The 19,210-nt window shown below is 68.6% G+C and carries 18 protein-coding genes and 1 pseudogene; 14 read left to right on the forward strand and 5 right to left on the reverse strand.

What is annotated here, in order from left to right; translation table 11 throughout:
* Positions 1–5 precede the first annotated feature (5 nt).
* Positions 6–989 (reverse strand): oxygenase MpaB family protein, encoded by a 984-nt coding sequence (locus H0264_RS30470; RefSeq protein ID WP_181580744.1) that lies wholly within the window; start codon positions 987–989, stop codon positions 6–8.
* A 111-nt stretch (positions 990–1,100) separates the two neighbouring features.
* On the opposite strand from H0264_RS30470, the gene H0264_RS30475 reads away from it, so the two are divergent.
* Entirely contained in the window at positions 1,101–1,730 is a 630-nt protein-coding gene (locus H0264_RS30475; protein ID WP_181580745.1) for a TetR/AcrR family transcriptional regulator, read from the forward strand.
* A 56-nt stretch (positions 1,731–1,786) separates the two neighbouring features.
* Positions 1,787–2,467, forward strand: coding sequence for a GAP family protein (locus H0264_RS30480; RefSeq protein ID WP_181580746.1), 681 nt, complete (start codon positions 1,787–1,789; stop codon positions 2,465–2,467).
* Position 2,468: 1 nt separating this feature from the next.
* Here H0264_RS30480 and H0264_RS30485 read toward each other — a convergent pair whose 3' ends face one another.
* Positions 2,469–3,074 carry a hypothetical protein gene (locus H0264_RS30485; protein ID WP_181580747.1) on the reverse strand — a complete coding sequence of 202 codons (606 nt, stop codon included), beginning with the start codon at positions 3,072–3,074 and terminating at the stop codon, positions 2,469–2,471.
* A 160-nt stretch (positions 3,075–3,234) separates the two neighbouring features.
* Here H0264_RS30485 and H0264_RS30490 point away from each other — a divergent pair, with 160 nt between their 5' ends.
* The gene (locus H0264_RS30490; RefSeq protein ID WP_181585935.1) at positions 3,235–3,615 is read left to right on the forward strand and encodes a DoxX family protein; all 381 of its coding nucleotides are present in this window, start codon (positions 3,235–3,237) and stop codon (positions 3,613–3,615) included.
* Here the strand turns inward: H0264_RS30490 and H0264_RS30495 are convergent.
* A complete protein-coding gene (locus H0264_RS30495; protein ID WP_244975994.1) occupies positions 3,602–4,165 on the reverse strand; it encodes a hypothetical protein in 564 nt (187 codons plus the stop codon). The genes H0264_RS30490 and H0264_RS30495 overlap by 14 nt on opposite strands.
* Before the next feature lie 332 nt (positions 4,166–4,497).
* Here H0264_RS30495 and H0264_RS30500 point away from each other — a divergent pair, with 332 nt between their 5' ends.
* The 5 genes from H0264_RS30500 (at position 4,498) to H0264_RS30520 (ending at position 8,634) form a co-directional block, all read left to right on the forward strand.
* The gene (locus H0264_RS30500) at positions 4,498–4,740 is read left to right on the forward strand and encodes a hypothetical protein (protein WP_181580748.1); all 243 of its coding nucleotides are present in this window, start codon (positions 4,498–4,500) and stop codon (positions 4,738–4,740) included.
* A gap of 78 nt (positions 4,741–4,818) precedes the next feature.
* Positions 4,819–5,550, forward strand: a complete 732-nt coding sequence (locus H0264_RS30505; RefSeq protein ID WP_181580749.1) for a DUF7873 family protein — start codon at positions 4,819–4,821, stop codon at positions 5,548–5,550.
* A 548-nt stretch (positions 5,551–6,098) separates the two neighbouring features.
* On the forward strand, positions 6,099–6,788 hold the full coding sequence (locus tag H0264_RS30510; protein ID WP_181580750.1) for a phosphoribosyltransferase: 690 nt from the start codon (positions 6,099–6,101) through the stop codon (positions 6,786–6,788).
* Positions 6,789–6,804: 16 nt separating this feature from the next.
* Positions 6,805–7,569: an ATP-binding protein gene (locus H0264_RS30515; RefSeq protein WP_181580751.1), complete on the forward strand. Its 765-nt coding sequence runs from the start codon at positions 6,805–6,807 to the stop codon at positions 7,567–7,569.
* Positions 7,570–7,629: 60 nt separating this feature from the next.
* The gene (locus H0264_RS30520; RefSeq protein WP_181580752.1) at positions 7,630–8,634 is read left to right on the forward strand and encodes an SDR family NAD(P)-dependent oxidoreductase; all 1,005 of its coding nucleotides are present in this window, start codon (positions 7,630–7,632) and stop codon (positions 8,632–8,634) included.
* 117 nt (positions 8,635–8,751) lie between these two features.
* Here the strand turns inward: H0264_RS30520 and H0264_RS30525 are convergent, their stop codons facing one another.
* Positions 8,752–9,552 carry an SGNH/GDSL hydrolase family protein gene (locus H0264_RS30525; protein WP_181580753.1) on the reverse strand — a complete coding sequence of 267 codons (801 nt, stop codon included), beginning with the start codon at positions 9,550–9,552 and terminating at the stop codon, positions 8,752–8,754.
* Positions 9,553–9,866: 314 nt separating this feature from the next.
* Entirely contained in the window at positions 9,867–10,052 is a 186-nt protein-coding gene (locus tag H0264_RS30530) for a hypothetical protein (RefSeq protein ID WP_181580754.1), read from the reverse strand.
* Positions 10,053–10,206: 154 nt separating this feature from the next.
* On the opposite strand from H0264_RS30530, the pseudogene H0264_RS30535 reads away from it, so the two are divergent.
* From H0264_RS30535 to H0264_RS30560, 6 genes and pseudogenes are all read left to right on the forward strand, one after another.
* Positions 10,207–11,748, forward strand: a pseudogene (locus H0264_RS30535) (flavin-containing monooxygenase); the annotation flags it as partial.
* A 345-nt stretch (positions 11,749–12,093) separates the two neighbouring features.
* On the forward strand, positions 12,094–14,667 hold the full coding sequence (locus tag H0264_RS30540) for an SDR family NAD(P)-dependent oxidoreductase (RefSeq protein ID WP_181580755.1): 2,574 nt from the start codon (positions 12,094–12,096) through the stop codon (positions 14,665–14,667).
* Positions 14,664–14,978: a hypothetical protein gene (locus H0264_RS30545; RefSeq protein WP_181580756.1), complete on the forward strand. Its 315-nt coding sequence runs from the start codon at positions 14,664–14,666 to the stop codon at positions 14,976–14,978. Before H0264_RS30540 ends, H0264_RS30545 begins: the two co-directional genes overlap by 4 nt.
* 23 nt (positions 14,979–15,001) lie before the next feature.
* Positions 15,002–16,579: a flavin-containing monooxygenase gene (locus tag H0264_RS30550; protein ID WP_181580757.1), complete on the forward strand. Its 1,578-nt coding sequence runs from the start codon at positions 15,002–15,004 to the stop codon at positions 16,577–16,579.
* A 30-nt stretch (positions 16,580–16,609) separates the two neighbouring features.
* On the forward strand, positions 16,610–18,217 hold the full coding sequence (locus tag H0264_RS30555) for a flavin-containing monooxygenase (protein ID WP_181580758.1): 1,608 nt from the start codon (positions 16,610–16,612) through the stop codon (positions 18,215–18,217).
* Positions 18,218–18,272: 55 nt separating this feature from the next.
* Complete coding sequence (locus H0264_RS30560; protein ID WP_181580759.1) at positions 18,273–19,184, forward strand: SDR family NAD(P)-dependent oxidoreductase; 912 nt, start codon at positions 18,273–18,275, stop codon at positions 19,182–19,184.
* Positions 19,185–19,210 lie beyond the last annotated feature (26 nt).

Consider the following 19,210-nt stretch of genomic DNA (forward strand, 5'->3'; position numbering starts at 1 on the left):
CCGGCTCACGCCGCCCGTGCGGCCCGCACGCGGCGGGCGTGAGCCACCAGTTCCATGGCGTCGGGGCCGGTGACACGGCGTTCGACGGCGTCGGCGAAGCGGCGAATCGTGAACGCGCGCATGGCCGGTCGGGTCAACCACAGCGCCAGCGTCAGCACTGGATCGGCCACGGCCGGGATGCCGAGATTGCGGCGCGCGGGCCGCGGCACCGCGGCCAGCAGCGCCGGGGCGACCAGACCGGCCAGCAGCATGGGCGCGAGTTCCGGCAGCTGCTCGGGCCGGAAGCCGCGCGCCATGGCGAGGGTGGGCTTGATCGCCAGATCACGCAGGAAGTGCTCGACCAGGCCGTAGCGGTCGGCGATGGACGCGTAGTACCGCTCGACCTGACGGCAGGTGACCGGAATCTCGTCCGGCCGCGCACCCATGAGCACGCCGAATTGTTTTGCCTCCAGCCAGAATCGGTCGCGATCGTCGGGTGCGAGCCGCCGGGGGGCGCGCAGGCCGTCGTAGGCGAAGTGCTCGTAGACGAGCAGCGCCGCCTGCATGATCGTGACGTGTGCGAACAGCACCAGTTCGTCGCTCTGCGCCCCGTACGCTTCGCTCGTTCCGGGGATCGTGCCCGTCATCGGCGTGTGATAGCGGCGCAGGTGCGCGGCGATGCGATCGGCGGAGGCCCTGTCCCCCAGGATGATCGGCACCGGAACGCCGACCGTGCGCTGGGCGCGGCGCACCGCCATGATCGGGCTCATGGTGCGCCGGTTGCGCCCGGTCACCGCGAGCGGATCATGGTCGATCATCACCGCCTGCATGCCGATGTGCGTCATCTCGAGCAGCCCGGTCACCGGCGCGAGGAACGGTGTCACCACCGGATGCAGCAGCACCCGCCACACCTGGGAGTCCGGGCCGAAATAGCCGTGGTCGTGGTCCGCGCCGCCCGCGGGAGTGGGCGCGGGTCCGCGCCGCCAGATGCGCACATCCTCGGATGCCATGGCAGATCACCTCGTCGTAATCCATATCCGCTGTGCCCCAAGCGTATTGACCAGTCATCCGACTTCACAAGTCGCGTGACTGGTTCGTTGCGGGACCGGTATCGTGGCCGTGTGCCGGTCACGACGGGAAAACCCAAGCGCAGCAGAGCAGTCCAGCGCGAAGACACCCGCATCGCCATCCTCGACGCCACCATCGCCAGCCTCATCGAGGACGGCCATGCCGCGACCACCACCCGCGGCGTGGCCGAACGCGCCGGGCTGAGCCAGGGCGCGCTACAGCATCACTACCCCACCCGCGCCGGGCTCATCGACGCGGCCATTCGCCGGCTGGCCGATCAGTCCGCCCAGGCGGTCGTCGAAAGCTATTCCGGCACAACCGGTCCCGAGCGCGAACGGGTGGCGGAGCTGGTGGACGACTTCTGGGGGCTGGCCCAGGTGGCGCCGCTGAGCGTCGGATTCGAATTCCTCGCCGCCGCCCGCACCGACCCCGAAATGGCCGCCACCGTCGCCCATCTCGTCGAACACATCGAGGCGACCATCTTCACCGTGGCCCGTCAGGTGCTCGGCGAGCTCGCCGACCGCCCCGGCGCGCGCGACTGGATGCGACTGACCGTCATCACCATCGCCGGGGTGCTGCTCACCGCCTCGGTCCCGGCCGCCGCCACTCTGGTCCCGGATTGGAGCACGGTCCGCCGGCACATTATGACCAGTTTCGATTCCTGGCGCGCCGGCCAGCACTGACGCCGTACGCTGCGTCAAGATCAACGGGCGGCCGGCTCGCGTAGGGTCGAACCGTCATGCTGAGTCTCCTACTGGCCCTCCTGTTCTTCGCGTTCCTGGATTCCCTGGACGTGCTCCTGGTCGGAGTGACCACCGCGGTGATCTTCGACAGCAAGCTGAGCCGGCGCTCGCCGATTCCGGGCGGGCTGAGTTTCATCGCCGGGGTATTCGTGGTGACGACGACCTTCGGCATCTGCACCGTGCTCGGCCTCAGCTTCCTGACCGATCTGGTGGATTTCCGCATCACTCCGGCCATTCGGTACTGGGCCGAACTGGGCGTCGGGCTCGTCCTGATCGGCCTGGCCGCGCTGCCCACCACCGCGCGCGGCGCGGCGCCGCCCTGGGTGCTGGGGCTGCGCCGCAAGCCGTGGGCGCTCGCCTTGGCCGGAGTGGCGATCGGACTCGGGCAGGCCCCCACGGCTGTCCCGTATCTGGCGGGCCTGGCCATGCTCTCGGCCCAGCATCCGGTTCCCTCGCTCTGGCCGCTGATCGTGATCGCCTACTGCGGCATCGCCCTGATTCCGCCGCTGGCGATCCTGGGTCTGGCCTCCCGGCGCACGCCGCGCGCCCAGCGCTGCTACCGGCGGGTGGTGCGGGCACTCAATCGCTACGGGCCGCCGACGCTGCGAATCCTGTTGGTGGCCATCGGAATCGGGCTGGTGGCGACTGCGGCCGTGAACCATCAGCAGCTGTTCTGAGCTACTTCATCTCGAGGACATAGGGCCGCAGACCGAGGGTGAGGTCCACGCACGCACCGAGCAGGACCTGGCGTTCGTCGCGGTCCGGCGGACGGCGCAGCAGCAGGCGGGTGCCGAGGATCGGGACCGGCAGCGCGGGACCGGTGCGCTCCCACCACAGATGTGATTGCGCATGCGGGTCCGCGCAGTGGGTGGTGGACCAGCCGTCCGGGGTGCGCACCACGTCGAGGCGGGCGAACTCCTCGCCCATGCGATCCAGCACGCTCAGCCGGTAGCGGTGCTTGGTCACCGGATCGCGCGGGGCGGGAACGAAGTGAAAAAGCGTTCCGGCCGTGGCCCCGACGGCGGTGGACGTGTCCGCGCAGGTGATGGTCGCCAGGGCGGTGCCGTCGGCGCGCTCGAGGTCGGTGCGGGCCGGGGCGGTGGAGTCCACCCACAGCGTCGTGCCGTCGGCGAAGGTGAGGCGGTGGCGGCCGGTGCGGCCATTGGTGAAGGCGGTCGCGAAGGGGTCGCCGGGTGCGTCACGGAAGACGACCCGGATGAGGTTGGGCGCGGAGCGCAGCACCCGGCCCTCGATCATGGTCGAGGCGCTCCGAGGGTCCGGCATGCGTCGATGGTAGGCCCGAAGGCGCACGGGCCGATCGGGTTTCGGCAGGCCGCGGCCCTGAGTCGGGAGCGCCCACGCGATTGGAACTTACCGCCCGGTCAGAAATGGCTATGCTGCTCACATGGCGGACACTCACGGGCAGACGACTACGGCCGGACCGATGATGGCGGTGCGTGCGAAGGGCCTGGGCGCGCTGCTGCTCGGCGCGGGCGTGCTGCACTTCGTGATTCCCAAGTTCTACGACGCGCTGATCCCGCCGCAGCTGCCCGGGTCCGCGCGCGCCTACACCTACGGATCCGGGGTCGGGGAGCTCGCGGTGGGTGCGCTGCTGGTGCGCCCGAAGACGCAGCGCCTCGGCGGCCGGCTGGCGGCGCTGGTGTTCTTGGCGGTGTTCCCGGGCAATCTGTACATGGCCGCGGACTGGGTGCGCAGCGAGCGCCCGCTGCTGCTGAAAATCGGTGCGCTGCTTCGCCTTCCGATGCAGATTCCGCTGGTCACCGAGGCGTGGAGGGTCGGGCGGGCGCCCGTCACGCGAGGATGAAGGTCAGGATCTGCGCGACGCCGCCCCCTTCCCGGGAGAACGAGTAGCCGAACCAGACGCCGGGGGTGATCTCGCGGATCTCGTCGTAGAGCCATGGGCTCGGGGACGGCCGGTAGTCCAGCGCCCAGGCCGGTCCGCCGTCGACCACCGAGGGCGCGGGGTACACATCGGCGGGCCAGCCCTCGATGCCGGCCCCGGTGATGCGGTTGAGCAGATGGCCGCCGTCGGGTCCGGTGTAGAAGGTCTTTCCGATCCAGATCGCGGGTGCGACCGCCTGCCAGAACGGCGGCGAGGCCACCCAGCCGTCCTTCACGCCCATGGGCACATTCCCGCGCGGGGCGTCTCGGTAGATGGCTTCCTGCTGCCAGGGTGCACAGCGGAAGCGCAGCGAGTCGATGGTCGCGGCCCGATTTCCGGTGAAGAGCACGCAGCCGCCGCCGTAATCGGCGTCGGCGTGGGCGGTGGGAGCGACGAGCAGTCCCGTCGCGAGCCCGACGGGTACCAGGCACCACAGCACGAGGCGCCTGCGGAACGTATGGCGAGTGTTCATCACTGCCTCCGGGGTTGGACCCCGACCCAGCACCCATATTAGTTAGCTATCAAATAGCCGATCCTCGGCGATGTCGATCGAGATCAGATAGCAACCAACCGGTCCGTGCGCATCGCCGTGCATCCGGGATCCTCCGGGACGAGCAGATCGGCGCCCCGGGCGCATCCGGGTTCTCCCCGACCCGGCCCGGATCCGAAACTCCGGGCGTACCCTGGAATTTGGGCCCACTCAGCTGTTTCCCATGTTCGTCACACCCAGATCCCAGCAAGGCGTCCTTCCATCGAGTTCGAGCACCGCACTCGCGGCTCACCTTGTGGGAGAGAGGAAAACACATGCCGTCGAAGCTGAAGCCGGGGGCCCGCCGCACCGCCGCCCGGATCGTTGCCATCGGAATGCTGGCCGCTCTGCCACTGGCCGCCGTCTCCGTCGCCGCGAGCGCCGACCCGATCGTCTACGAACCCCCGGCCTATGTCGCGCCGGACCCGGGCACCGATCCGGCCATCATGCTGCTGATGAACCAGATTCCGCCGGACATGGAGAAGCAGCTCAAGCACGAAGATCGTTCCTGTCCTTAGCGTTTCGCTCCCGTCGGCCTCCTCCACGGCGCGAAATCCGGTGGTTGATCAGCCACGGCCACCGCTACAGTGCCTGCCATGACACGTTTGAATCAGATTGTCGCCGTGGAGAAAGGGATCAAGTCCCGCACTTTTTCCGACCTCACCGAGGCCCATCACAAGCTGGGCAAGAACCCGCTGCTGAGCGGTATCTCGCGCACCTACCGTCCCAAGGACGAGGAGGGTGAGCAGCTGCCGCCCGAGTCCACGCGCGTGCAGGTGAAGTCGGACGAGGTGCTCGCCACCACGGCCGAGATTCTGACCAAACTCTTCGACGTGGTGGCCACCAAGGATTGGGCCAACTGCGAGGCCAAGGCCGATGTGGTGGTGGACGGGCGCACCCTGGTCAAGGACGCGCCGGTCACCTACCTGCTGTTCCTGGAGAAGCAGCTGGTGGACCTGCACACCTTCGTGCGCAAGCTGCCGGTGCTGGACGCCTCGGAGTCCTGGGAGTACGACGCCGCCGCCGATTGCTACGCCACCGAGCCGGTACAGACGGTGCGCACCAAGAAGATTCCGCGCAACCACGTGAAAGCCGAAGCGACGGAGAAGCATCCGGCGCAGGTCGAGGTGTATCACGAGGATGTGGTGGTGGGTTACTGGCGCACCATCAAGTTCTCCGGCGCGCTGCCCGCCAAGCGGGTCAACGAGCTCACCGAACGCGTCGAAAAGCTGCAGCAGGCGGTGAAATTCGCGCGCGAGGAGGCCAACAACGCCGAGATCACCCAGCGCAAGCCGGGCGCGGAAATCTTCGGATATTTGTTTGGCTGAACGCATTCCGGCGGCTAATGTCGTCGGTGCGCCAGGAGCGCAAGCTGAAACCGAAGCACATAGCTGACGGGACCAGCGGCCCAGTGGAGGTTCGAATCCTCCCCCCGCCACCACACGGCGGGGTAGCCCAAGTCGGTAGAGGCACCGCCCCCATCAAACTCACGTTATCGCTCCAGCTTCAGCATTCGCCGCCGAACGCCGAATCGAGAGAACGGGTATGGGACGTGGAGGTTGCGGGTTCAACTCCCGCCGGCCCAGCCACCGATGGGCCGTAGCTTCAAACGTAGAGCGCCACGTAGATTCAGATTGATCCCGTTCTTAAACGTGTCGGCGTGCCGCAAATGGGCGGCCACCGAAACCCCTGGGCAGGCTAGGCCCAGGGGTTTCCCTATTTCTTCCGGCCGGATTCGGATGCCCGCGCACGCGTGGCCCGATATCTCGGCGGTTGCTCACCGGCTCCGGTCGCCTGTATCGCGAAAAGCGCAGGTGGGAAACGTATTACGTTAGACTGTACGAAGCACTCCCGCCGCTCGCCGAAAGGGGTTCCGATGGTCGAGACCGGTCGGGCACCCGGCGCGCTCTTCGCTGACAGACAGGCCGCCGGCCGGCAGCTCGCCCTGCGGCTGCCAGCCTTCCGCGGGCCGGATGTGCTGCTCGCGGGGTTGCCGGTGGGCGGGGTCGAAATCGCCTGTACCGTCGCGGATTTCCTGCGGGTTCAGGTGGACGCGCTGGTCCTGCAGGAGCTGCGGGCCGCCGAGGACGGGAGCGTGTACGGGGCGATCGTGGAGGACGGGGTGCGGGCGCTGGAACTCGAGACCGCGCTCTACGGATTGCGCACCACCTGCGGCGAGAACCGCACCGAGAGCGGTGCGGTCGAATCGGCGCGCCGCCGGGCGCAGCTGCTGCGCTGCGGACGCGACCGCGCCGTGGTCGCCCGCCGGACCGTGGTGATCGTCGCCGACGCGCTGGCGCGCACCGTGGTCGTCCGGGCGGCGGTGCGCTCGGTGTACGCCCGCGGCGCGGTGCGGGTCGCCGTGGCCGCGCCGGTGGGTTCGGCGGATGTGGTGGCGGCCCTGAGCGACTGGGCCGACAAAGTGGTCTGCCTGCACATCCTGCCCGGATTGGACTCTCCGGACAGCTATTACGAGGTGTGCGAACCTGCCACCGATGTGCAAATCGGCCTGCTGCTCGCGCAACACGCGAGCGAGTTGCCGGGCACCCACCCGGCAAACCTGTGACAGAACGAGAGAAGCATTGCAGAACGAAATCCGCTGGCGGCACTACGATTTCAATGGTTGCCGGGTCGCCTGTCCGCGCGGGGAACTCGATGCCACCACCTATCGCCGGTTCGTGGACGATGTGGTGAAGCTCGCCGCGGATCATCCGCGGGCGGTGATCGTGGTCGCCGACGAGCTGCTCATCGGCACCGCGGCCTTGCTCACCGCCTTCGCCAACGCGTGGATCCGGATCAACGGGTTCTCCGGCACGCCGGTGGTCGTGGTCCTCGAATCTCCGCTGACGCGACGGCATTTCGAAGACAGTGCGGTCTGGCAGTTCGTGCCGCTGGCCCGGAGTGTGCGTGCGGCCGTGGACACGATCGACCGCCCGCCGCTGCGGCGGCGCGCCAGTCTCGGGATCGCCCGCACGGCCGAGTGTTCCGCGTGCGCACGGCGTTTCACCGCGCTCACGCTCACCGAGTGGGGTGTCGCCGAGGCCGAGATGGCGGGCGCGCTGCTCATCGCCACCGAACTGGTGGAGAACTCCTTCCTGCACGCGACGGACGGGAAGGACATCCGGCTGCGGCTGGAATACCGGCGCGATCTGCTGAGTATCTCGGTCGCGGACGGGGATCCGCAGGAAGCCGTGCGGCGCGACCCGGCTCCGGGCGGCGCCCGCGACTACGGCCTGGACATCATCGCGCGCATTGCCACCACGTGGGGCTGCACGCCGCAACCGACCGGCGGCAAGGTGGTGTGGGCGGCGCTGCTGACGAAACCGGCTCGGGCGCACCGACATTGACCATTACTGTCTGAGACAATCAATGCTATGCTGTGCGAGTCAACACAGCGAGGTGTTCCCATGGCAGGTATCAGCCATCCCCGATTGGTCTTCGTCACCGGCGCGGGCAGCGGGATCGGACGCGCTACGGCACTGCGCTTCGCCGCAGCGGGCGCGCAGATCGTCCCCACCGACATCAATGCGGCCGCGGCCGCGCAGACCGCGGCCCTGATCCAGGAGCGCGGCGGCACCGCACACCCGCACCACCTGGATGTCACCGACCCCGACGCGTGGGAGAGCCTCGCGGACACCGTGCGCGAGCTGTACGGCGTGCCCGATGTGGTGGTCAACAATGCCGGGCTCGGACTCGTCGGCGGATTCCTGGACCAGACGCTCGAGGACTGGCAGCGCGTCATCGACGTCGATCTGTGGGGTGTGATCCACGGCTGCCGCGTCTTCGGCCGCATGATGGCCGAGCAGGGCGAGCTCGTCGGCGGACGGCGCGGGCACATCGTGAATATCGCGTCCATGGCGGCCTATTCGCCCGGCGGCGTGCTCGCGCCCTACTGCACCGCCAAGGCCGGGGTGAAGATGCTGTCGGAGACGCTGCGAATCGAATTGGCGCCCTACCGGATCGGCGTCACCGCCATCTGCCCGGGCGCGATCGCCACCGGCATCGTGCGCAACGGCGGACTGCTCGGCGCCGAGGGCATCGAGAACTTCGACAAGTATCACGCCGTCATCGCCCGCTACGTCGAGGACTACGGCCCCAAGCTGGGATTCGGCCCCGACCACGTCGCCAAGGCGATCGAGCGCTCGGTGCGCCACAACTGGGCCATCGTGCCGGTGCGCCCGGAAGCCTGGCTGGCCTACGGCCTTTCGCGGCTGTCGCCCGGCCTGTTCCGGGCCGCCGGGCAGCTCGGCTCCGGACAGGTGGCGGCGCTGCTCCTCACCGTGCTGCGGGCGGGGGCGCGGGCCATCCCGGACCAAGCGCTGACCGCACTGGACGAAGCGGATTGGACCCGGCCCGCGCAGGCCCTGGCGACCGTCGGCCGCGCCCTGCGCGCCGAGACCGATCTCGCGTAGCCGCCACGAAGGCCCGCGATTCGGCACCGTCTCGGCAGCGCTGCGCGGGGCCGGGACGGACCGGGCCGCGCTGAGCACGTGAGCACGTGAGCACGTGAGCACAGCGTGCCGAGCGCGTCAGCGCGGATCGCTGTCACCCGGCGTCAGGGGTTGCAGCACCGGGCGTTTGGCGGCCGAACCGTCCCGGGACGACGTGCCGCGCAGACGGCGGCCGATCCAGGGCGCGAGATAGGTTGCCGCCCAGCGCAGTTCCGCGGTGGCGAGGGCGGCGAGCGAATCGGCCGCACGCGGCGGGAGCGGCTCGCGCCAGGTGTCGTCGAAGCCGGGCATCGCGAGCGTGTTCGCGACGGCGTGCGCGACCAGATTGTGCCCCAGCGGGTTCAGGTGCAGGCGGTCGTCACACCACACCCGCCGATCGACGGTGGCGGGGCACGGTTCGAAGTCGACCACGACCAGCCCGTGTTCCCCCGCGAGCCGCCGCACATCCGCATTGACCACGCGGACCCGATTCGACAGCGCCCGCGCCACGGGTGCGATCGCCCCGATATCGGGGAAGGTGAAGGTGAGCACCGTGGCGCCGGTCCCGCGCAGGGCCGAGTACATCGCGTCCAGGTCGGCGAGCAGCGCGTCGCGGTCGAACCGGGGCCGGATGAGGTCGTTCATCCCCGCCACCACGGTCGCCAGATCCGGCTTCAGCGCCACCGCCGCGGCCAGCTGGTCGCGCCGGATATCGACGGCGCGGCTGCCCCGCACGGCCAGATTGGCATAGCGCAGTTGCGGATTCACCTCGGCGAGCGCCCCCGCGAACCGGTCGGCCCACCCCCGGAACATCCCGTCCGCACCGGGGTCTCCGACGCCCTCGGTCTGGCTGTCACCGATGGCGACATAGCGTTCGAATACCGGTTCAATGGTGCTCACCAGGCGCTCCTCGCGGTCCGATCACACGTAGTGACAAGCGATTTCGGTGGAGAGGATTCCCCGACAGCAAACCCTACGATGCTGCAGCATTCCCGAGCCGCCGCGCCCCACGCCACCGTGCCGCTCTGTCCGGGAGAATCAATACTCTGGCTGCCGCCACCCTGGCAGTGCGTCCCGCCAGCCCGTCATCGTGACATCATGCGCCCCTGGACCGTTCCCGCCCTCGCCGCCGGCACCGTCCTGGGCGTCACCGCGGTCCTGAGTGCGCTCGCCCCGCCATCGGGCGCCGCGGTCCCGGCGCCCGCACTGCAGGCTCATGCCGCGAGCTGCTGTTCCCCGCTCGTGACCGCGTCGATGAATCCGGTGATGACCGAGACCGCCCGGCGAGGTCCCAGGCAGCATCCGGCGAGTGCGAGAGGCGAAGCGCCCGGGGCGGATTCGACGCTGAGAACCTCGTCGCGGTAGTCGATTTCGGCGAACCTGGGGGGCAGGGTGCGCATACAGGGTCCACCTCTCTATTGATCACTGTCCCAGACAGCATTACTCTTGTGTGATACCCGCTACATCGTGGGTCGAGTCCATGGCGGCCTCGACACGAGGCGCCAGAGGTTGGAAGGCGCACGGCCGCTTTCCTTTCGACAGGCCGGAGCCATCGTGGTCACTGCATCGAACGGCAAAACACCGACGGAAAATTCGCGTCCGGACCACCAGGTGGTGGTGATCGGCGCGGGACCGGGCGGAATCGCCGCGGGCGTGAAGCTGAAGAAGGCCGGCATCACCGATTTCGCCATTCTGGAGCGCGCCGACGAGGTGGGCGGCAGCTGGCACGAAAACCATTACCCGGGACTCGAAGTCGATATCCCGTCGCTCGCCTACCAGTACTCCTTCGCCCGCAATCCCAACTGGAGCAGGCTGTTCGCGCCGGGCGCGGAGGTGAAGCGGTATCACGTCGAGGTGGCCCGCCGCTTCGGGCTGTACCCGCACCTGCACTTCGGCACCGAGGTGGTGAGCGAGGAGTGGGACGAGGACAACCACCGCTGGAAACTGCACCTCGCGGACGGCGGCACCATCACCGCGCGCTTCGTGATCAGCGCGGTCGGGGCATTCATCAAACCCAAGGAGGATCCCGGCATTCCGGGGCTGGCCGAGTACCGGGGCAAGATTCAACGACCCTCGGACTGGGACGACGAGTACGACCTCGCCGGGAAGAAGGTCGCCATCATCGGCACCGGGGCGAGTTCGGTGCAGATCACGCCGTCCATCGCACCGCGCGTGGGCAGCCTGTCGGTGTTCCAGCGCACGCCGGTGTGGTGTGTGCCCAAGCCGAATCCGCGAATCCCCAGGGCCGCCCAGCTGATCCTGCACACGCCGGGACTGCAGGCGGCCACCCACGGTGCGGTGCTGGTGGCCGTCGATCTGCTGCTGCGGGTGATGTCCAACGCGCCCATGGCGCTGGTGCGGCCGACCATGCGCACCGTGGACGCGGTCGCCATCGCCGGATACCAAGGTCTGCTGCGAACCATGGTGCGGGACAAGGCCACCCGGGCGGGCCTGACCCCGAACTACGGCCCGATCGCCAAGCGGCCCACCGCCAATACCGGCTATCTGCTCGCGTTCAACCGCGACAATGTCGAGCTGGTCACCACGCCCATCGAACGGTTCACCGAAACCGGAATCCGCACCGTCGACGGCACGAACCACGAATTCGACATGATCGTGCTGGCCACCGGGTACCACGTGTTCTCCGATCCGGAGACCTACACCCCGGGCATGGTGGTCGGCGAGGACGGGCTGGATCTCGGAAAGTTCTACGCCGAGCACGGATTACAGGCGTACGAGAGCGTGTCGCTGCCGAGCCTGCCCAACCGCTGGACGCTGGTCGGCCCCTACTCGTGGACGGGGTCGGGCTGGCACGCCTTCGTGGAGATGACCGCCGACCACGCGGTGCGCGCCATCGCCGAGGCCCGCCGCCGCGGCGCCACCTTCGTCGCCGTCCGCCGCGACGCGCAGGAGTCCTACCACCGCACCATCTACGCGCACAGCGAGGCCATGCGTTTCTACCTGGCCGAACTCAATGCGCACGTGCCGACCTACTACCGGAATTCGCAGGGCGACAGCACCTATATCCGGCCCACCGGCTTCTTCCGGGCCCGGCGCGGACACCGGCGATTCCCGTTCTCGGACTACCGATTCGAGCTGCTGCGCCCGCGCCCGGCGGTCGAGGCGGACACCACGCCCGATGCAGTAGCCGACGAAGCCGCCTCCGGTCCCCTGCCGGTCGGCGCGGCGGCGCCGGCCAAGCCCAGAGCCGCGCGCACCAAGTCCGCGTCGGGCGCGAAATCCGCCACGGCCGCGAAAACTTCGGCGGCCGCGAAAGCCACCGCCGGCGCGAAGACCCCCGCCGGCGCGAAATCCGCCGCTGGCAGGAAGTCCGGGACGGCCGCGAAATCCACTGCCGCCGAGCCGAAGCCGCGCCGCCGCACCGGCTCGAACGGTGACGCCTGACCCCTCCCCCGCCCGACAAGGAAGTTGAGGCATTCCATGGAACTGCCGAGATCAGTTCGCATCGCGCTCGGCGCGACCAGCTACGGCATCAGCGACCGGCGGCTCGCGCCCGCGGTGGGCGGGAAGGTCATTCTGGTGACCGGTGCGTCCTCCGGCGTGGGCCGGGCGACGGCGCTGCGGCTGGCCCGCAATGGCGCGACGGTGCTCGCGGTGGCCCGGCGCGAGAATCTGCTGAAGGAACTGCGCGACGAGGCCGCGGGCGCACCGGGTTCGATTCACCCCTATCCGACCGATCTGACCGATATCGACGCTTGTGCGCGGCTGGTGGAGCGCGCGCTGGCCGATCACGGGCACATCGATGTGTTCGTCAGCAATGCCGGCCGTTCCATTCGCCGCTGGCTCTCGGATTCCCTGGACCGCTGGGACAATTTCGACGAGACCACCATGGTCAACTATCTGGGCCCGGTGCGCCTGGTCATGAGCCTGATGCCATCCATGCGGGCGCGCGGGCGCGGCCATATCGTGAATGTCAGCACGGCCGGGGTGCACGCGCCGCCGGTCGGCTGGACCAACTACATCGCCACCAAGGCGGCCTTCAATACCTGGATGCGCGGCGCCGCACCGGAATTGCGCGCCGACGGCATCACCTGTTCATCGGTGCATCTGCAGCTGGTGCGCACCGACATGCTGGGGCCGTGGCGGATCTACCGATACACGCCGGGCAATTCCCCCGAGGAAGCGGCGAGCGTGGTGTGCCGGGCCATCGTGGATCGGCCGTATGCCATTCGCCCCTGGTTCGAACGCGCCGGAGCGCCGGTCATGTACGCGCTCGACAATTCGCGCGCCGCACAGCGCGCCCTGGCCATGTACGCCCGCGTGGGCAACTGGAACAACCGCCCCACCGATTGGGCGCGCTCGATCGATATCGTGGAGCGGTCGGCCAATCTGCTCGACGACCTGGTCGGTCTCGCCGGCCGCGCGCCGAGCCTGGACATCCGGAATGTGGTGTCGCCCGGCCGGATTCCGCAGCTGCTGTTCTCGCTGCGCGGCGGCGTGGGACTGGCGACGGTGCTGTCCACCTTCGCCGCCCGCTTCCCGGATCGAGCGGCCATCATCGACGACCACGGCACGATCACCGCCGCGGAACTGGAAACCCGGGTATTGCGGCTGGCCGCCGCCCTGCGCGCCCGCTGGCGGATCGGGCGCGGTGATCGCGTCGCGGTGCTGTGCCGCAATCACCGCGGTTTCGCCGAGGGCATCTATGCCGCGGCCCGGCTCTCGGCGGATCTGATTCCGCTGAACTACGGTTTCGCCGGACCGCAGATCGGTGAGGTGCTGCGCCGGGAGAATGTGAGCCTGCTGCTCTACGACGCCGAATTCCACGGTGAGATAGCGAAATCCGGTTATGACGGCCGCCGGGTGATCGTGCGCGGTGCGGCCGGTGGCCTGCCGACGGTCGACGAACTCGTCGCTGCGGGTGGCCCGCCGGTCCGCACGCCCGCCTACGGCAGCTCGATCGTCATCCTCACCGGCGGCACCACGGGCGTGCCCAAGGGCGCGCCCCGCGGGCTCGGGATGCGCGAGGTGCTGCCCATGCTCGGCACCTTGCACCCGCGCATGCTGCTGGCGCTCGAGGATGCCGCCCGCTTCGAACCGCTGCCCCGGCTCGGCGCACCGGTGGTGCTCGCGCCGCCGCTACATCACGCGTACGGATTCTTCGCGCTGGCGGCCTGTTTCGCCATGGCTTCCACGGCACTGATCCACGAGAAGTTCGATCCCGAACAGGTGCTGGCCGATATCGAGCGGCACAGCGTGCACCTGGCCATGCTGGTGCCGACCATGGTCAAGCGCATCATGGATCTGCCGCCGGAGGTGCGGCGCAACTACAACACCGACAGCCTCCAGGCGGTGCCGTGCGGCGCGGCTCCGCTGCCGCCGTGGCTGGCCGTCGCGTTCATGGACGAATTCGGCGATGTGCTGTTCAACGGTTACGCCTCCACCGAGACCGGGGTGGGCGCGCTGGCCACGCCGGCGGATCTGCGGGCCGCGCCGGGCACGGTCGGACGCCCGCCCACCGGTCTCGTGGACATTCGCATTGTCGACGACGCCGGCCGCGAGCTCCCGGTGGGCCGCACCGGCCGCATCGTCAACAAGAACCCGCTGCTGTTCCGCGGCTACAGCGACGGCAGGCAGAAGGCCATGGTCGGCAAGTACATGGACTCCGGCGATCTGGGCCATTTCGACAGCGCGGGACGGCTTTTCATCGACGGCCGCTCCGACGACATGATCCTGTCCGGCGGCGAGAACGTCTTCCCCCAGGAGGTGGAGGAGACGCTCATGGCGCATCCGGCGGTCGCCGACGCCGGTGCGGTCGGCGTGCCGGACGAGGACTTCGGCCAGCGCCTGGCGGCGGCCGTCGTGCTCAAACCGGGGCACCGGGTCACCGCGGCCGCCCTCGAGGCGTATGTGAAGGCCACCCTCGCCAACTACAAGGTGCCGCGCGAGGTCGTGTTCGTCGCAGAACTGCCGCGCACCACCGCCGGAAAGCTGCGGCGGCAGCAACTTCCGGAAGTCATCGGAATCGCCCAGAACACGGAGACGACAGCATGAACACGATAGTGAACCCCGAATTGGCCGCCAAGGTGGCACCGCCGCCGTTTGTGGTGCGGTTGAGCAAACGCGCGGCCACACTGCCCGCGCCGCTGCCCCAGCTGTGGGCGGTGCGGGTGTGGGCGCACCTGGTCGGCAGCACCGGCATCACCGCGGTTCAGGTGGGGCACATGCTGTTCCGCGATCAGCTCATCACCCTGCTCACCGATCTCGGCGCGGACGAGCAGCGCCTGGCCGCCTTCCGCGCCCGGCACGAGCGGTTCTTCGGGGCCGTGTACGACGGCCTGCGCCGCGCCCACTGGTACATCTGAATTCCGAATACGAGGACTCACTCATGGTCTCCACCAATGGATCCCGCGTCACCCCCACCTATGAGGTCGTCATCATCGGCGCCGGTCTGGGCGGCATCGGCGCGGGCCGGGCGCTGCGCCGCGCCCGCATCGAGAATTTCCTGATCGTCGACAAATGGCCGAAGGTCGGCGGCACCTGGCTGGCGAACACCTATCCCGGGGTGGCCGTGGATGTGCCGTCGCCGGTGTACAACTTCTCCTTCCAGCCGCGTTCGCACTGGTCGCGATTGTTCGCCCCCGGCAACGAGATTCAGCGCTACGCCGAGGAAGTGGTCGACAAGCAGGGGCTGCGGGACAAGCTGCGGCTGGGGGCGGGCGCGAACGGGGCCGCCTTCGACGAGGCGAACGATCTGTGGCGGATCAGCCTCGACGACGGCACCGAGCTCACCAGCCGGTTCGTCATCGGCGCGGTGGGCGGGCTGGAACAGCCCAACAATCCGCCGATCCCGGGTATCGAGAACTACACCGGCAAGATCATGCACAGCTCACGCTGGGACCACGACTACGACTATCGCGGCAAGCGGGTCGCGGTCATCGGCACCGGCGCCACCGCACTGCAACTGATTCCCGAAGTGGCCAAGGAGGTTTCGCAGCTGACGGTCTTCCAGCGGCGCGCCATCTGGATCGGCCCCAAACCCGATTTCGCCATGGGCCGGGTGCTCAACGGCGTGCTCAACTTCCCGCCGCTGCAGTATTCGGTGCGTTTCCTCGGCAATATCGGCGTCAATGCCGGACTCGGGGCGGGGCTGACGCTGTTCAATTATCCGCGTCTGACCTCGACCGCGCTCACCCTCGGCGAGACCGCGCTCAAGGGCTACCTGTTCACCCAGGTGCGCGACAAACGGTTGCGGCGCAAGCTGACTCCTGATTACCGGCTCGGCTGCAAACGGCCGTCGATCTCCAACAACTATTTCAAGACCTTCACCCAACCGCACGTGGATCTGATCACCGACAGCATCGAGCGATTCACCAGCACCGGCATCGTCACCGCCGACGGCGTGGAACGCGACTTCGACATGGTCGTGTGCGCCACCGGATTCAAGGTGATGGAGAAGGGTTACACCCCGCCCTACCCGATCTACGGTCGCGACGGCGTCGAACTCGGGGAATGGTGGGACGCCAATCGTTTCCAGGCGTATCACGGTGTCTCGCTGCCGCGCTTCCCCAATTCCTTCCTCATCACCGGCCCCTACGGCTACGCTCCGGGCTCCTACATTCCGCTCATCGAGGCCACCTCCGCGCACGCGGCGCGGGCCATCACCGAGGCGCGGCGACGCGGAGCCACCCGGGTCGAGGTGAAGCAGGAACCGCACGATCGCTACTTCGCGCGCATGGACGAACGGGCCAAGAAGACGCACCTGTTCTCGCAGGGTTGCATCACCTCCAACACCTACTACATCAACTATCAGGGTGACGGGGCCGCGTTCCGCCCGTCGACCCAGTTCGAAATGTGGTGGGACAACCATCATTTCCCGCTCGACGACTACCGGTACACCGCTGTCCGGCCGCTGGTGACCGCCGACAACGGCAGCGACGCCGCTGCCCCCGCACCCGTGCCCTGAGCGCCGCAGCCAGCACCAAGGAGTTCCGATATGGCCGTCCCCACCGCGAGAATGCCTGTCCCCCGGGTGGTTTCGCGCAATGGCAAGAGCGGGCCGCACCGCCCCGACCACGAGGTCATCATCGTCGGGGCCGGGCTGTCCGGCATCGGAATCGCCATGCGCCTGATGAAGGCGGGCATCGACGATATCCGCATCATCGAGAAGTGGGACCGGCCCGGCGGGGTGTGGCGGGCCAATACCTATCCCGGCATCGCGGTGGATGTGCCGTCGATGTTCTACAGCTTCTCCTACGAGCCGCGGAACTGGTCGCGATTCTTCCCGCCGGGCGCGGAAATCCAGCAGTACGCCGAAGATCTGCTGGACAAATACGATCTGCGCCGGCGCACCCTGTTCAATACCACGATTCGCGCGGCCACCTGGGATGAGGCCGATCATCTGTGGCGCGCGACGCTGGACGACGGGCGCGAGCTGACCGCCCGATTCGCGATCGCCTGTGTCGGCGGGCTGGAAGTGCCGCGGTTCCCCGACATTCCGGGGCTGGACGGGTTCGCCGGGCAGAAGATGCACAGCGCCCGCTGGGATCACGGCATCGATCTGCGCGGCAAGCGGGTCGCGGTCATCGGCACGGGAGCCTCCGCGCTGCAATTGATTCCGGAGGTCGCCGACACCGCCGCGCATCTGGACGTGTATCAGCGCACCGCGATCTGGGTGGGGCCGCGCCCGGACTTCGCGACGCCGCCCTGGCTGCACTGGCTGCTGGACAAGGACGTGCCGCGCTTGGTCATCCGGGCCGTCGGGCAGAGCGGGATCCAGCTCGTGCAGGGCGCGGCGCTGCCGATCAGCGGCTACATCAGCCCGGCGCTGCGGGTGGCCAATGCGGTCGGCGGGCTGTACTACCGGGCGGTCCTGCGCGACAGGGAGCTCGCCGCCAAGCTCACGCCGTCCTATGCCATCGGCTGCAAACGACCATCGGTGTCCAACCGGTATCTGACCACCTTCAAACGCCCCGACGTGGAGCTGGTGACCGATCCGATCGAACGCGCCACCCCGGCCGGGCTGGTCACCGCCGACGGCGTCGAACGCCCCATCGACGTGCTGATCTGCGCCAGCGGCTTCCACGTCCTCGAAAAGGGTTACACCCCACCGTTTCCCATCACTGGCCGCTATGGCAAGGATCTGGGCGAGTTCTGGGACCGCCACCTGTTCCGCTCCTACCAGGGCGTCACCATCCCGCACTTCCCCAACGCGTTCATGATGCCGGGGCCCTACAACCTGATCCTGGGCTCGTTCATCACCTCCATCGAGGCGACCGCGTATCACGTCGCGCGGGTCATCACCGAATGCCACCGGCGCGGGGCCACCGCCGCGGAGGTGCGCCGCGAACCCACCGACCGCTACACCGAGCGCTGCCGGGCGATTCTCGGAAAAACGTTCCTGCAGAACGGGAACTACTGCACCGGCTCCAATACCTACTACGTCGACTATCAGGGCGGGTCCGCGGTGGTGCGGCCGACGACCTCGGTCGATCAGTATGTGCGGCTGCGGTTCTCACCGCACGACGACTACAGCTATCGCACGCTGGCGCGGGTGCCCGGGGCCCGGCCGGGGCAATTCGAAACGCACGGCGTCACATCATGATTCACGAGATCCACCGATCCTCGTGCGCGAACAAGATCAGCTGAAGGAGACGCCCATGTTCGGCGGAATATCCGACCCCCGGCTGGTGCTGGTCACCGGCGCCGGCAGCGGCATCGGCCGGGCCACCGCCCTGCGATTCGCGAAACACGGTGCGACCGTGCTGGTCAGCGATATCGACGAGGCGACGGCCAAGCAGACGGCGGCGCTGATCATCGAGCGCGGCGGGCAAGCGTACGCCACCCGGCTCGACGTCACCGATGACACGGCCTGGGCGGATTACGCGGTCGAGGTGCTCGACCGGCACGGCGTGCCCGATGTGCTGGTCAACAATGCGGGAATCGTTGTCATAGGCGGCTTCCTGGACCAGAGCAAGCGGGCCTGGGACCACCAGATGTCGGTGAACCTGGACGGCGTGATCAACGGCTGCCGGGCCTTCGCGCCCCTCATGGCCGACGCCCGCCGCGGTCAGATCGTGAATGTCGCCTCGGTCATGGCCTTTTCACCGTCGCCGCTGGCGCCGTCCTACAACGTGGCCAAGGCCGGGGTGCGCATGTTCTCCGAATGCCTGCGCGGCGAACTCGCACCCTACCGGGTCGGCGTCTCGGTGGTGTGCCCCGGCGCGGTGGCCACCAATATCGGCAAGGGCGAGATCACCAGCGATGTGGGACTGCCACCCGACCGGGTCGCCGGGCTGCAGCGCGGCATCTCCGAACTGATCGTAACCCTCGGCCCCGCACTGGGTTTCGGCCCGGACATCATTGCCCGCGGGATCGTGCGGGCGGTGCGCTACAACCTCGCGGTGCTGCCGGTGCGGCCCGAGGCGTGGGCCATGTTCGCCGCCGCCCGGCTGTCGCCCGGCCTGTACCGGCTCGCGCTGGCCCAGGCCGATCCGGCCCGGGTGGCCGCCCTCGCCCGGTTCGCCGCACGGGTGATCCCCGACCGCGTCATCCGCGCGTTCGAAGCCTGACCGAGCACCGATTCCGCAGTGAGGAC

Origin of the sequence: Nocardia huaxiensis, assembly GCF_013744875.1 — a bacterium.
Lineage (GTDB): Bacteria > Actinomycetota > Actinomycetes > Mycobacteriales > Mycobacteriaceae > Nocardia > Nocardia huaxiensis.